Annotated in this window: 10 protein-coding genes and 1 pseudogene; 6 read left to right on the forward strand and 5 right to left on the reverse strand. The window is 46.4% G+C overall.

The genetic code is table 11. The features are described from left to right. Nucleotides 1–223 precede the first annotated feature (223 nt). The 4 genes and pseudogenes from MJO57_RS10950 to MJO57_RS10965 all read right to left on the reverse strand — a co-directional run bounded on the left by MJO57_RS10950 (nt 224) and on the right by MJO57_RS10965 (nt 3886). The gene (locus tag MJO57_RS10950; protein WP_252025293.1) at nt 224–1723 is read right to left on the reverse strand and encodes a hypothetical protein; all 1500 of its coding nucleotides are present in this window, start codon (nt 1721–1723) and stop codon (nt 224–226) included. 95 nt (nt 1724–1818) lie between these two features. After that, nucleotides 1819–1971: pseudogene (locus tag MJO57_RS10955) on the reverse strand (L-serine ammonia-lyase, iron-sulfur-dependent, subunit alpha); the annotation flags it as partial. A gap of 54 nt (nt 1972–2025) precedes the next feature. Further along, nucleotides 2026–3066, reverse strand: coding sequence for an IS1595 family transposase (locus MJO57_RS10960; protein ID WP_252017335.1), 1041 nt, complete (start codon nt 3064–3066; stop codon nt 2026–2028). Between the two features lie 67 nt (nt 3067–3133). Beyond that, complete coding sequence (locus MJO57_RS10965; protein WP_252025295.1) at nt 3134–3886, reverse strand: TerC family protein; 753 nt, start codon at nt 3884–3886, stop codon at nt 3134–3136. A 652-nt stretch (nt 3887–4538) separates the two neighbouring features. Between MJO57_RS10965 and MJO57_RS10970 the strand changes: the two genes are divergently transcribed. From MJO57_RS10970 to MJO57_RS10995, 6 genes are all read left to right on the forward strand, one after another. Continuing rightward, on the forward strand, nt 4539–7661 hold the full coding sequence (locus tag MJO57_RS10970) for a hypothetical protein (protein WP_252025297.1): 3123 nt from the start codon (nt 4539–4541) through the stop codon (nt 7659–7661). Nucleotides 7662–7934: 273 nt separating this feature from the next. After that, nucleotides 7935–9857, forward strand: coding sequence for a threonine--tRNA ligase (gene thrS / locus MJO57_RS10975; protein ID WP_252025298.1), 1923 nt, complete (start codon nt 7935–7937; stop codon nt 9855–9857). 119 nt (nt 9858–9976) lie between these two features. Then, nucleotides 9977–10519 (forward strand): translation initiation factor IF-3, encoded by a 543-nt coding sequence (gene infC, locus MJO57_RS10980; RefSeq protein WP_252027010.1) that lies wholly within the window; start codon nt 9977–9979, stop codon nt 10517–10519. Between the two features lie 165 nt (nt 10520–10684). Continuing rightward, entirely contained in the window at nt 10685–10876 is a 192-nt protein-coding gene (gene rpmI, locus MJO57_RS10985; RefSeq protein WP_066018013.1) for a 50S ribosomal protein L35, read from the forward strand. A gap of 35 nt (nt 10877–10911) precedes the next feature. After that, nucleotides 10912–11268, forward strand: coding sequence for a 50S ribosomal protein L20 (rplT, locus tag MJO57_RS10990; protein WP_252025300.1), 357 nt, complete (start codon nt 10912–10914; stop codon nt 11266–11268). Between the two features lie 376 nt (nt 11269–11644). After that, nucleotides 11645–12280 (forward strand): hypothetical protein, encoded by a 636-nt coding sequence (locus tag MJO57_RS10995; RefSeq protein ID WP_252025302.1) that lies wholly within the window; start codon nt 11645–11647, stop codon nt 12278–12280. 225 nt (nt 12281–12505) lie between these two features. Here MJO57_RS10995 and MJO57_RS11000 read toward each other — a convergent pair whose 3' ends face one another. Next, complete coding sequence (locus tag MJO57_RS11000) at nt 12506–13867, reverse strand: ISNCY family transposase (protein ID WP_252017318.1); 1362 nt, start codon at nt 13865–13867, stop codon at nt 12506–12508. Between the last annotated feature and the right edge of the window lie 75 nt (nt 13868–13942).

The following is a 13942-nucleotide window of genomic DNA, read 5'->3' on the forward strand; positions in this document are numbered from 1 at the left end:
ATCCGGTTTCTGCCGATGGATCTGGCGAAAATGCTGTTTGGGTGATTATGTTGCATCGAGCGAAGTTTCTCCGGGGTTACTTTTATCCCGAAGGGAATAACCTTAACGGCCCGGGCAAAGGTTTTATCTTTGAATATTTATTATCCCTCTCCCTGTTCCAGGCATATGAGAATGCAGCAAACCCATATATTGTTGTTTCCATGAAAAATCTTCCTTTGATTGCTTATTTTGCTCTCAAATGCTCGGGTACATCCAGCTTATCAAGATATTCATCCGATAGTTCATCATAAAAGTACATATTATGATATCCAATCGTACCTCTTAATCCTTCCAGGGAGTGGCCATTTACAGACCGCGGAGCAAGAATCAGGACGTCATCCTCATGGAGATCCAAATGGTAAAGATTGCCATTGTTTTCCATTGACTGTAATCCATACACTTCATTTAGCAGCAGACCCTGCCTGGTGATGACACTTTTAGGTAAATTTCCTTTTAGAATGACCAAATTACCGTATCCCCAGTACACGGATTGTGGGGAGAATCTCAGCTCACTGGTGTTTTTGAAATCAAACCCAAGTATTATATTTTTGATTGATATCAGGTTGGCGATCGTCTGTTCTACGTCTTTTGAATCAATATCTTCCGGATTGTTCTGCGCCTGTTTCTGAAAGTCTGTATACAGTGTATGAATAATGGAGTGAACTCTGCACTCTTTATCTCTCATTTCATCAAGAACAAAATGAATAAGATAGGCGGGGATTTCATTTTGTTTGGCAACATCATTAATTCTGTCAAAGTAATCCACTTTATCAGTATAAGATAACGTCATGCCATTTTTTACAAACGACCACTGAAATGAGTTTTTTACACCCTTTCTTGGCTCGATCATGATGTCATACAGTGGGATCTTTTCCATCAGGATAAGAGCTTTTATCTTTTCCATATCAAACTTTAAATTTTTTCTTTCATGCGCTACCCCGGTTTCATAATTGACAAAGCCTTTTCTGCACAAGGCCTCTCCTGGTAAAAGTTTCTGGTCTTCAACAAGCATTGATTGATACACTTCAGCCACAGTGGGTGAAGCATGGGCAACAAATGTATCATGGTAGTTAGTAAACCAGTCATCAAGAAAAGATTGCCCGGAGGTTTTTTGCTTTTGAGTTACTTCCACACAGGGGAAATTATCCAGAAAAGAAAAATCATCTTCATTAATGGGTTGGGCAAGCTTACTTATGGCGATAGCAGGTTGTATAACGGTTTTTTGTTCGGTAGAAAGTTCTCCGTGAGTGATCTTATCTTCCATCACTGTTATGTCTTTGTTTGTCCGGAAACCAGCCTCGATTTCCTCTGTGTCAGGAATTTTTGAGTCGTTGGGCAGGGCGGATGACTGGCCAAAAGTTTCTGCAGGAGAGGACAATTCATATGTATTTGTGTCCACAGGGTTCAGTTCATGATCCCGTAAGATAGAGGGTGTTGATTGTTGCTGGTGGTCATCGTTGATATTAAGCAGATTGAGCAAATCAGGTCTTTTGCTGATGGATCTGGCGAAAAGACTGGTTGGGTGATTCTGAAGAATCAATTTGCCATCGACCTGTTTAATCTTTATTCCAAAAGGTATTACCTTCACCGCCCTGATAAAGGCCTTTATCTTTGAACATTGGTTATCCCGTTCTGTGTTCCAGACATACGAGAATGCGCTCAGTCCGTAAAGTGCAATATCCATGAACAAATCCTGTTTTTTTATTGGCTTTCACTATTTCTTGACATTATAGCCAGCATAAAAGTTCAGGGATTGGTGATGTTTAACTGATGGGTGGTTTTGATGGCTGCCATACCGTTACGCTCAATGCAGGGGATCTGCACCAGCCCGGCAATGGGATCGCAGGTCCTACCCAGATGGTGTTCTATGCCGATTTCAGCAGCATTTTCCACCTGCTCCACGGTGGCGCCCTGAACCGCTGCCAAAGCTGATTTGTTTTATTACCCGCCACGCCTAAGCGCGAATCCGGACATGATTATTCGAGGCTAAGTTACCGTTAATGGTTGGAAGCACCAATGTTCAGTAATTCTGCTGATCAACCGGCCAACAGTTAATTTTTTTGCTGCCGTCAGTTCTCGCCTCCAGGCCAGATAATGGGGAAGGTAACGAGTTGCAACCCCTTGGAATACGCCGCCAATCCAGCGTTTTAAATGACTGTGATAAGAATTTACAGTCTGGATGTGGTAGATGCCTTCAACAACATGTTGACCTGCTGATGTCACCAGCTCCTTGAAGACAAATCCAAGCTTGTCAGCAAGTTTTTCGTGAGCGAGGTGTGCATCCGCACAGACCGTGGCCTGTATCGATATGCGGCCATTTAAATGCCTGCACAATTCATTAGCACTTTCGTTTTCTAATACACCGTCAACGGTATTTCGATTACGGTCCCGAGCCACCATTACCGGGACTTTTCGGGCTTTGTTGGGATCATTACCCCGCTTTCGGGTTGGCCGTGGAAGGCCTTCTCTTTGCCCTTTGAAGGATTCACGGAAAAATGTTTCATCAAGCTCAGTAATGCCACAAAGCTCTTCTGCTTGATCATTATTAATCACTTCAAGAAAGCGGTGACGCCAGCGGAACGCAGTTTTCAAGTCAATGGCATTCTCAGCAGCAGCTGGTCGCAAGACCATAGAGTGAGTCATACCTGCGAGGTACTTGTTCCATTTTTCAGGGTGCCTGAGCCTTGCCAAAGGCGTTCCACTAAAGGCGTTAAACGTTGAGTCGCAAGTCTTGCAGTGGTAGCGCTGTCGGCCATTTCGTATGCCCCAGCGACCAACGCTATGGCTTTTGCATTTGGGGCACCTGGGGTTTTCGGCAAATTGGGCAAGTATGCTCTTTTCTACGTCAGGTGTTGCATTATCGTTATTGGGTATAGATTCACTGTAAACAGGTTCAGAGTCAGTGGTTTCTACTACCTCGGTAACCTCTATTTGAGTACTAAGGAGCGAGTTGTTAAGAATGTCTCGCTGTTCACTGGTTAATGTTGAAATGGAATCAATAAAATTCTGGAAGAGTTCAGATTGCATATCACTCCCCTACAACGTAGATTTTATGGGAGTTTAGCTGATTCAACCATTAACGGTAACTTAGCCATTATTCGATGTCACCATCCATCGGCTTGCGAAGTTGTACTGGCTCACTTTTGCTCTTGCGCAGTTTCAGGTTCAGCAGCTCTACCACCACTGAGAACGCCATGGCGAAGTAGACGTAGCCTTTATGAATGTGGACATCGAAGCCTTCGACGATCAGGGTCATGCCCACCAACACCAAGAACGACAACGCCAGCATCTTCACGGTTGGGTGGTTATCAACAAACTCACCAATCGCTTTGGCCGAGAACAGCATCACACCCACCGCAATCACGATAGCAATCGCCATGACCGCCAGCTGATCCGCCAGGCCTACCGCGGTGATTACCGAGTCCAGTGAGAATACCACGTCTAAGATGGCAATCTGCACCAGCACCATGCCCATGGTTGCGGTACCGGCGGTGGAGTGGGTTTCCTCTTCACCTTCCAGGCTTTGGTGGATCTCATGGGTAGCCTTCGCCAACAGAAACAAGCCACCGCCGATTAAGATGATGTCACGGCCAGAAATCGCCTGTTCAAATACAGTAAACAATGGATCGGTTAAGCCCATTACCCAAGTGAGGGAGAACAGCAGCACTAAACGGGTGAGCATCGCTAAGCCCAGGCCCATGCGGCGGGCAAAATCCCGATGGTGTTCTGGCAAGCGCGCCACCAAAATCGAGATGAAGATGATGTTATCGATGCCCAGCACGATCTCAAGTGAGGTAAGCGTTGCCAGGGCAATCCACGCCTCAGGGGAATAGATCCAATCAAACATATCGTATAAACCAACTAATCTGACAAGATGGCGCAATGCCGTAGATCAACTACTAAAAATTCATCAAAAATTTGAGTTAGTTCCCATCCAAAAACTATAGCCCTTGGGCCACGTAGCCTACAGAGATTTGACGTGCTCTGAATTTACAGGAAAATCACATCAACTCCGCTGTAGCCCCCGAAAACTGGTTGAAAAAGGCGTCAAAACAAAACTTGATTTTTTCCCTCTAAGCCTTGGCACGCATAGGCTGCAGAGTTTTTGGACGAGAACGAGTTAAGTAACAATTAACTTACACCTTGTTCCTTCATCCACACTCATGTCGAAAATCCGCGTCGAATTCGCCGCCAATACCGGGCTCAAAAGACAAACGGGACAATGCCATTCCGCCTTGTTCACATCGCTGCGGTAAGTGTAGTCGTGGTTATCCCGTGGTGAAGAATTGCCAAGCAATCTCCGGGATGTACCAAGCGGATACTATAAAGCCCCAGGTCATCCAGACCACCGTTGTCACCCTGAAATTTAACAAGTTGGGGAACAATTAGGTGAAGGCTGAAGTCAGACAGTTATAAATATCGGTTTTGCTTATTAATAAAAATAGATCTCAAGACAATGTAGACCTGACAGGTTTTGCAGATTGCAAAGGAATTAAGAAATGGAAAATTTATCTGGAAAACCACCGGTGTCGCAATGCAAAGCCTCACCATTCGCAGAGACTTCCCAGTCTCGAACAGAGTCAAACCCTGCTGAAGGAAAGCCTGACCGCACATCTGGACCCCGATCTTTGACAACGGCTTCAGAATCTTTAAGCGCTGTAACGGTAAAAAACTCTGATCCGGGGGAAGAGTTCCCTTTGGGTCGATCTGAGCCTGTCAGGGATAGGCCGGTTCGAGTGCACTTTAGCCCAAAGGTACTGGTTCCCGGAAGCAAAAAGATTCAGAAGGATGAAGCAATATGCAGAAATGCTGATGCATTTGAGGGGATGCATAAGGTGATTACTGACCTTGCAGGCGAGTATACCCAGCTATTCAAAGAGGCATCTGTTTCATGCATTGGACTGGTCTACAGGGTTGATCCACCGAATGCCTTGACATGCTTTAAAAAGCTTCAGGATTTAATAAGAGAATATGAGAGTAAACTCATTGAAAGTTTTCCATCAATCCGAGCTCGAGGTGTTTCTGATGTTAAATTACAGGCCACTTTTAAGCAATGGCAATTGGCAGAGTCTTTTGGTCAGGACGCTGAGCTAGTAAAGAAAATCGGAGGTAAACAAGCGTTAGAAAAAAGCTATTGGTATGGTATGAGGCTGTCGTCAGTCTTGATTGGCTTTATGCGTAAACGAATGAATGCCAATTTTGCTTTCTCTGAAGTTATGCATACAAGACCTGACCTGATGAGACCTGATTTTACCCCGCATTGCTATATCAATTGGATACTGGAGAATTTGGAACTTTTAAAAGCCCACTACCAGGTTGCATGTGCCTCAGAGACGCTTGCAGATATTGCCTCTACTCAGATTCAGTCAATATATGATGATGCTGCCTTTACAGGTAATGTCATAATGAAAGAGGTTTGTGACCTGCTTAAATTTACTTGTCAGAATGACTGTAATGTTGATTTTTGCAATCTGCTGTCTGCAAATAACAAGGTTTTGATTAATTGGCTTGATAGCCTTAATCTTGAGGATTTTGCAAGTGCCAGTTTTGCAAGAAAAAATGCCAGAAGGCTTTTCTACACCATTATTGGTTATTGCCTTGTTGGTAATTTTAAACAAGCCTGTATGTGTGTGGAAAGGATGGTGAAAGTACTTCCACTGGGTGCCTTTGAGAAAGGTGATATTTTTTTATTAGTACTTCATCTTTCTTATTTGAGTGATGTTTTATTTCGGCATAACGCTGAGAATCTTGCAAAAGATTTTTTACGAGTGTCAGGATTTGAGAATCTGATCAAACTTGTGCAGGGAGTTTGTGAACAAGCCAACATTGCTGATAAGTTTGGTGGGCAAATACTACCAGACAACCTCTATTATGATGCTGTTAAACTAATGCAGTGTATAGGGCTTGCAGTCAAGGATATTAGAAGTCGTTTGGAAATCGAAGAAAAAAAAGTCAATGATGCAGTTGTCGATTTGATTCATGATGATGAACTTGAGAAAAAAAATGAATTGGAAACAAGACTTAAGCGTCAGAGAGAGACGGTTAAAATTAAAAAGAGTAGGTGTCCTGTCAAAGAGACTGGCGTGAAAACAACAGTGGTCAATGTCCCTGGGAAAAAAGCGAATGAGAAACAGCAGGAGTTTTTACTTCATCCTGATATATGTGCTGCTATTAATCTCTATCTGGCCAAGGTGCCGTTTCAGACGGTAGAACAGCGCCTGGAAAATTTATTGGTACATGGTAGCCAGATAGATATTGCATTGGCTCAATATGCACTGGCAGACATGCTGCGAGACAAAATTTTGCGGACAGTTAAACAGTGTGAAAGCTATTTGCCCACGATAGAACAATTTAACAACACCATTGTTCAAGATATATTGCCTGAGAAACTTGGGCTTGATTTCCTGTTTTGTGAAGCTATCCGAGTATATGCCCGTGAGTCAGAACCCGTGATCGAGGACTTGAATCATCTACATTCAGTCGTCAGGCAGTTTAACAGCCAGTGCTCAGATGAGGGGGAGCTACTGCACGATATTGCCGATAAGATGATTGAGTTACACGATCAGCTTGCTGATCTGACGACCAGGGGAGAAAAGGTTGCTGAGGATTGTAAGCTGCTGGACAGGTTATATAAGTTGAGGGGGGGAGTCCTGAGAAAACAGGGGCACAATGCTTCAAAGGATCCAGCTAAAGCTGGCAGTCTTAAGGAAGCATCGAATTCGCTCAGAGTCAATGGTGGTCAAATTGAAAGGGCTTGTTCTTCCCTGAGATCGTTGGCTTCCTGGGAGGTTTGTCATCGTGCGCAACAAATTCTGGGTGACGAGGCTCAACAAAGTGCTGATGGTCCCCCTGAATCGGACCTTTCCGGTTCTGTTGTCAGCAATACAGAACAGAAGCCAGCATTTGCAATGCAAATCAATATTGAAGAAGCTGGTCGGGATACCCGGCATGGCGATGTCGATATAATGGATAATCCAAATCTGCCAGCAGTATTGGGTCATGCGTTACCTGATTCGCTGGTGAATGCATCCTGTCATTCTGTTAAAGAAAAAGCGACACAGGAACATCAGAAGTCAGGTGAAGTGACTCCTGCAGAAAAGACGGGGCATGGTGCAGGAAAGAGTAAAAAAGCCAGGCAAAAGCAAAAGAACAAACGGGCTCTGGCCAGCAACAAGGCGGAAGCACGAATGGGCGCTGATGTTAAGCCACATGAACTGGAATCCAGGTTTAATCGATACGTCAGAAATTATCTTGAGAAGGGATATCTTCGTTCGGGTAAGCAGGTTCCCTCATGGTGTGAGGTAAGTCGATGGCTTGACAGATACCAGAGTCGACAACTATTCAGCCTGGACGATATTGAGGCATTTCATTCTTCGTGGTCAGAAAAGGTTGAAAGCTTCGATTACGCAGACTTGAAATGTGACTTATCGGTATACGCAGAAGCCCTTGAAATGACGATCAAGGCAGAGCTGGACACTAATGAAGTCTTTATCTTCAGACCGGGAATGATGGTAACCAAAGTTGAGACAGATGGTGAACCGAATGATTACGATATTGAGTTAGTCAGAGTCCGGAACGAGTGGTTTGCTTCACACAAACATTATTGGGATTGCTGTACCTGATGCCGGCAGGCAAGATTCGACAATATCGACAAGCAAAATTATCTGGTTGACATCATTGATTGGTAACGATGATCATTAGAGGCTAAACCTGAATTTTTCTCCCTCGCTTTTACAAGCCCATAGTTCATGAATGAAGGCTGGGAAAATTCATGCAATCCTTGGTGTGGATTGCCACTGGTTTCTGGCTCTCAGCCCTGCGTATGGGTTGGCACGAGCCATCAACAAGCAGCCTCCGGTACGGGCTGCCACTGACAACAATGTAAGGACTCCTTCATGCCTGTTATTACGCTTCCCGATGGCAGCAAGCGTGAGTTTGCTGATGCAGTAACTGTAATGGAAGTCGCCCAGGACATCGGTCCGGGGCTGGCCAAGGCGACGCTCGCCGGCCGGGTGAATGGTGAACTGGTGGATGCCAGTGCCAAAATTATCGACGACTCTGATTTATCCATCATCACCACCCGTGATCAAGAGGGGGTGGATGTGATTCGTCACTCTACCGCGCACCTTCTGGCCATGGCCGTGCAGGACCTGTTTCCTGGTGCTCAGGTTACCATTGGGCCAGTGATTGAAAATGGCTTTTATTACGATTTTTCTTACGAGCGTGCTTTCAATATGGACGATTTGTCCAAAATTGAAAAACGCATGGAAGAGCTGGCCAGACAGGATCTCGCTATTGAGCGTGTGGTGATGAGCCGTGAAGAAGCCATCAGTGCCTTTAAAGCCATGGGTGAAGAGTATAAGGTTGAGATCATCAATGATCTGCCTGCCAGTGAAGCCATCTCTGTCTACCGTCAGGGGGAGTGGATGGATCTCTGTCGTGGCCCACACGTACCTTCCACCGGTAAACTGAAGGCGTTCAAGCTGATGCGGGTTGCTGGAGCTTACTGGCGTGGCGATTCCAATAATGAAATGCTGACCCGTGTTTACGGTACTGCCTGGGAAGACAAGAAAGCCCTGAAGGCCTACCTGCACCGTCTGGAAGAAGCGGAAAAGCGCGACCACCGCAAACTGGCCAAGAAGCTCGACCTGTTCCATATGCAGGAAGAGGCCCCGGGTATGGTGTTCTGGCACCCGAATGGCTGGGTGATCTACCAGGAACTGGAACAGTACATGCGCAACAAACAGCGGCTGGCTGGTTATGAAGAGATCAAGACCCCTCAACTGGTGGATCGCAGCTTGTGGGAGAAGTCCGGTCACTGGGATAAATACGCGGATGGCATGTTTACCACCCGCTCCGAAAACAGGGACATGGCGATCAAGCCCATGAACTGTCCTTGTCACGTGCAGGTTTTTAATCAGGGCCTGAAGAGCTATCGTGATCTGCCGCTGCGACTGGCTGAATTCGGCTCCTGCCACCGTAATGAACCCTCCGGCTCCCTGCATGGTTTGATGCGTGTGCGTGGCTTTGTTCAGGACGATGCCCATATTTTCGCCACGGAAGATCAGATTCAATCGGAAGTCTGTGAATTTATCGACTTCCTGCACAGTGTATACGACGACTTCGGCTTTGAGCGTGAAAACCTGATTTACAAGCTCTCTACCCGTCCTGACAAGCGGGTAGGTTCCGATGAAATTTGGGATAAAGCCGAAAAAGCGCTGGCAGAAGCCCTCGATGCCAAGGAACTTCCATGGGAAGAACTGCCCGGTGAAGGCGCTTTCTACGGACCCAAGATCGAATTTTCCCTGAAAGACTGCATTGGCCGGGTATGGCAATGTGGCACCATTCAGGTGGATTTTTCCATGCCGGGCAGATTGGGTGCGGAATATGTTGATGAGCACGGAGAACGCAAAACGCCGGTGATGTTACACCGCGCAACGCTCGGTTCCTTCGAGCGCTTTATCGGTATTCTGATTGAGCACTATGAGGGCGCTATGCCGGTCTGGTTGGCTCCTGCGCAGGCTGCTATCCTCAATATCACTGATCGTCAGGCAGATTACGCCAGAAAATTGGAAAAAAACCTGTCTGAACAGGGTATCAGGGCAAAAGCGGACTTGAGAAACGAGAAAATCGGCTTTAAAATCCGCGAACATACCTTAATGAAGATTCCTTATCTGCTGGTGATCGGTGATAAGGAAATGGAAGATAATACCGTTGCGGTCCGTACCCGTACCGGTGAGGATCTGGGCGTCATGTCCATCGAAGCGTTCCAGGAGCGACTGCAGGCAGATGTACTTAAGCGTGGTCGCGCTGTTTGATTGGTTCAAGCTGCCTGACGGGTTTGAATCAGTTGGTGCGTTTCGAGAAAACTGTCCCGGGTTGCTGATGGTCTGGCAGCCCAGGGACGTACTATGTTGCTTACACAGGAGATATAACCATCAGACGCAACAGCTTCCGTGATCGTCGCCCAGTAAAGGCTCCGATTAATGAAAATATCCGTGCAAAAGAGGTCCGCCTCATTGGAGCCGACGGAGAACAGGTCGGTGTAGTTGATATACGTGATGCGTTAAGCATGGCCGAGGAAGCGGGGTTGGATCTGGTTGAGATCAATGCGACCAGTGAGCCGCCGGTTTGCAAGATCCTGGATTATGGTAAGCACCAGTACGAATCGAAAAAGCAGAAGGCTGCGGCTAAGAAAAAGCAGACTTTGATCCAGGTGAAAGAAATCAAATTTCGCCCGGGTACAGAAGAAGGGGATTATCAGGTAAAACTGCGCAACCTGATACGTTTCCTTACTGAGGGCAACAAGGCGAAGGTTTCCCTTCGTTTTCGTGGTCGTGAGATGGCTCACCAGGAGCTGGGCATGGAACTGATGAAACGGGTTGAAAAAGACCTGGAAGAAATCGGAACCGTTGAACAGCATCCAAAAATGGAAGGCCGTCAACTGATCATGGTGATTGCCCCTAAAAAGAAGAAGTAATTAAAAAAACGGCGTTTGGGTTTGGTATCCGTTGAGGGTATGGAGTCTGGCCGTTTTTTTTAGTTGCTTCGTGCCCGTTGATGGCTTCGGCTTTTGGCGGCACTATTTTTAATTGTCCCGACGCTGGTTTCGCAGATCAGTGGTCGCGAATGCGGAGTGTTTTTCATGCCAAAGATGAAAACCAACAGTGGAGCCGCGAAGCGTTTCAAGAAAACCGCTTCCGGTTACAAGCGTAAAGGTGCCTTCAAGAGTCACATCCTGACCAAGATGACCACCAAGCGTAAGCGTCAGCTGCGTGGTACCTCCCTGGTATCCCCAGCCGATCAGGGTCTCGTTAAGCGTATGCTGCGCGACTAATCGCTTTTTTGATCATTTTACAGGAGAGATAATTCATGGCACGTGTTAAGCGTGGCGTCATTGCGCGCCGTCGTCACAAGAAAATTCTGAAGCAGGCTAAAGGTTACTACGGTGCACGTTCACGTGTATTCCGCGTAGCCAAGCAGGCAGTTACCAAAGCTGGTCAGTATGCTTACCGTGACCGTCGTCAGCGTAAGCGTCAGTTCCGCGCTCTGTGGATTGCCCGTATCAATGCCGGTGCTCGCATGAATGGCCTGTCCTACAGCCGTTTCATTGCTGGTATGAAGAAAGCGGCTATCGAAATCGACCGTAAGGTGTTGGCTGATCTGGCCGTTCACGACAAGGCGATTTTTGGCCAACTGGTTGAAAAGGCAAAAGCTGCTCTGGCTTAAGTTTTTAAACCGGTTTTTAAAAGGGAGACCTGCAAAGCACGTCTCCCTTTTCTATTGGGTTCCACTATCAAGCAAAAGAAAGTTTCAGCTCAGGGATATGGATTATTTGCCATGAGAGACAGCTTTCAGCTGTTCCGGATGATCAATTGATTGTTCAGTACCGCTTCGTCAGCATCACATTTGCAAGCACTTTGCCTTAAATCACATCTTTTAAAAAATCTCCATAAAGCAAACCATTATCTAAAGCAATCAAGAAATGTCAGTGTTTCTGCCTGCATTGTTATGGCAACTGACTTGCTTCTGCTTTAATTTTTCAAGGCAAAATACAGTTTACTGAACAAATAAATAACAATTAAATTTATGGAGATATACTATTATGAATTCACATATTGAGACTGGCCGGGGACTGGGCGGAGTTCCTGGTTATGGCTTCGCAGCAGGAATGCCACCTTCAAATAGCACCACTAGCACCGATAGCACTGCTCGGTTCAGTGGCCGTTATGCCCATCCAGCTGAAGGGGAGCGATACAGTATAAGCAGTGATAGCTTAGAGTCTCGATCATCCATTCGGGATCGTATTGCTTTCCCATTTCGCACTATTAAGAATCAACTGATCAAATCCACTATTGGTTTGGGATTTGGTGCTGCTATTGCTGGCGGTGCCATTACGGGGTTGGTGGGAGGTATCCCGGGTGGTATTGCAGGAGGTATCGTTAAACTGGCTAAAATGATTGGCGGCCAAGACTCCGATGCTTTTAAAAATGGTAGTGTTCTTGGTGCAATAGTTACTGCAGTGCTTGGTTTGCCTGTTACTCTTGCGCTTGCCGTCGCTGGTGCGGTTGTCGGTTTGGTGATCGGTACGGCTGGTAGCCTGGTTAAATTACCCGTCGACATTTATCGTGCGACAGCACTGGATCCACGCGATTTGAACAAATTCGAGCAGGAGCTGAAAAAATTTGAAGCAGACCTTGATAGTGTGTGGGCAGAGTTAAGTAAGCTGTGGAAAGGTTAATGATGATTTCATATGGTTAGCTAGTTCTCGTCCAAAAACGCATCAGGCAATCATAATTAGATTGTACGTGCGTTTTGATATTTCCTGAAATTCCAGAGAGCCGCAAAAACTCTTCCCTTTTTTTCTCTAATCTGGGACGGATATTGGAGAAAAACGCGAAAAGCAGGCAGAAAACATCCTCCCACCATGCTGGAAAGGTACTTTCATGTAGCGTGGAGGTGGCTATCAGGATGGTGCCGGGTGTCTGGCCAGAATCACCAGGTTGTAACAGACCACCGATAACCAGCAATGAGAATCAAAACGCTCAGAACCCTTGCAGTGGCAACGTGATAGCCCAAAACATCTCTTTAGCCACGAAATTCCCGCTTCAATACCTGCCCGGAAGCGAAAGAGCGTTTTATACACATACTGACTTTTAGTCATCTCTTCGACTTCAAGTCCGCGCTTCTTATTAAAAGCTACATCGCTGATTCCCATGGCCTTGGCTTTTTCCAAATTAGCGCGACACGCGTATCCGCCGTCACCGCTTGTCTGGCGAGGTACACGACCATAAATTTCTTTTTGTCTTTCCATCATCGGAATGAATTGGTCCGAATCCGCTGGGTTACCTTCCTCAATAACCAGGTCCAGGATCAATCGACTTTTTCCCTGAACCAGGTTCAGTTTATGGCCATACTGTACTTGCCGCCTGTCTTTTACGATGATATCCGTATGGGGTTCATACAGGCTAACCACTTTTTCCTGGGCTGGCACCTTTTCACCCTTAAAGACCCTGCGCTCTGTCTGGGAGACTATTGCATCCACCAGGGGTAACAGGTGATCCACATCGGCCTGCCACTTGTCGGCATCATCAGCCAGGAGACACTGCCCCTGCTGACGGGCGTTTGCTAGCGTGACAGTAGCTTCGATAAGTACCTTCCGGGATTTTCGGGTCAACTGCAGCAGTTTTTTATAATGCTGATGCCGCTCTTCTTTGCCAGCGTAGATGCATTTTCTGGCCGCATCTTTTACGGCTCGGTTGTGATGGGTATATTCATAAAGCGGTGTCGCTGTCAGTGTTTGTCCCCGTTCCAGCAGCCGACAAATTTCTTTAACGGAACTGGCTAAAAGATCACTGTCGCAAGGAGGTTTGATATCCGATTCGGTGACTGTGCTGTCAATAGCCACAGTGCGCCCTTTTTCAATACCCTGATCTTTAGCGGTCATTAGCTGACAGTTATTAATCCGTTCCCATGTAGATGCAGTAAGAAGGCTGATGAGCCCATGCAAACTGGAGCGACTGGGGCGCTGGTTTGGTTCGAGGCGACAAAAGTCTCGAAAGAGCATGGAGTCCATCAAAACAAACGACAAGTAGTCATAATCACAATTCAAATACTGTTTCAGGAGTGCCGCACGAAGAACGGATTCTGCTGATAGTCCGTTCCGCCCAGTGTTCTGTTTATCACCAGAACTTAAGTCCTCATAAATCCAGTCATTGAACTGTGGATGGGCGTCAAGCCATTGCGAGATACCGGAAAGCTGGGAGCAGATTTCATGAGGTACGTAATGGAGTTCCATACTACACTGCGGGTTGCGTTTTTTGCGCATTTGGAGTCCTCTGTTTTTGGCAATCCCTTATGTTTCTTGCTCTTGGGAAGTTTAGTCGCCAGATAGCAGTAGGGC

The sequence above is a fragment of the Endozoicomonas sp. SCSIO W0465 genome, assembly GCF_023716865.1.
Taxonomy (GTDB): Bacteria; Pseudomonadota; Gammaproteobacteria; order Pseudomonadales; family Endozoicomonadaceae; genus Endozoicomonas.

Bases quoted from the DNA above. Each gene is read 5' to 3' on its own strand.
- MJO57_RS10950 (WP_252025293.1), bottom strand. From the start codon at position 1,723: ATGGATATTGCACTTTACGGACTGAGCGCATTCTCGTATGTCTGGAAC.
- MJO57_RS10960 (WP_252017335.1), bottom strand. From the start codon at position 3,066: ATGCAATCTGAACTCTTCCAGAATTTTATTGATTCCATTTCAACATTA.
- MJO57_RS10965 (WP_252025295.1), bottom strand. From the start codon at position 3,886: ATGTTTGATTGGATCTATTCCCCTGAGGCGTGGATTGCCCTGGCAACG.
- MJO57_RS10970 (WP_252025297.1), top strand. From the start codon at position 4,539: ATGGAAAATTTATCTGGAAAACCACCGGTGTCGCAATGCAAAGCCTCA.
- thrS (WP_252025298.1), top strand. From the start codon at position 7,935: ATGCCTGTTATTACGCTTCCCGATGGCAGCAAGCGTGAGTTTGCTGAT.
- rpmI (WP_066018013.1), top strand. From the start codon at position 10,685: ATGCCAAAGATGAAAACCAACAGTGGAGCCGCGAAGCGTTTCAAGAAA.
- rplT (WP_252025300.1), top strand. From the start codon at position 10,912: ATGGCACGTGTTAAGCGTGGCGTCATTGCGCGCCGTCGTCACAAGAAA.
- MJO57_RS10995 (WP_252025302.1), top strand. From the start codon at position 11,645: ATGAATTCACATATTGAGACTGGCCGGGGACTGGGCGGAGTTCCTGGT.
- MJO57_RS11000 (WP_252017318.1), bottom strand. From the start codon at position 13,867: ATGCGCAAAAAACGCAACCCGCAGTGTAGTATGGAACTCCATTACGTA.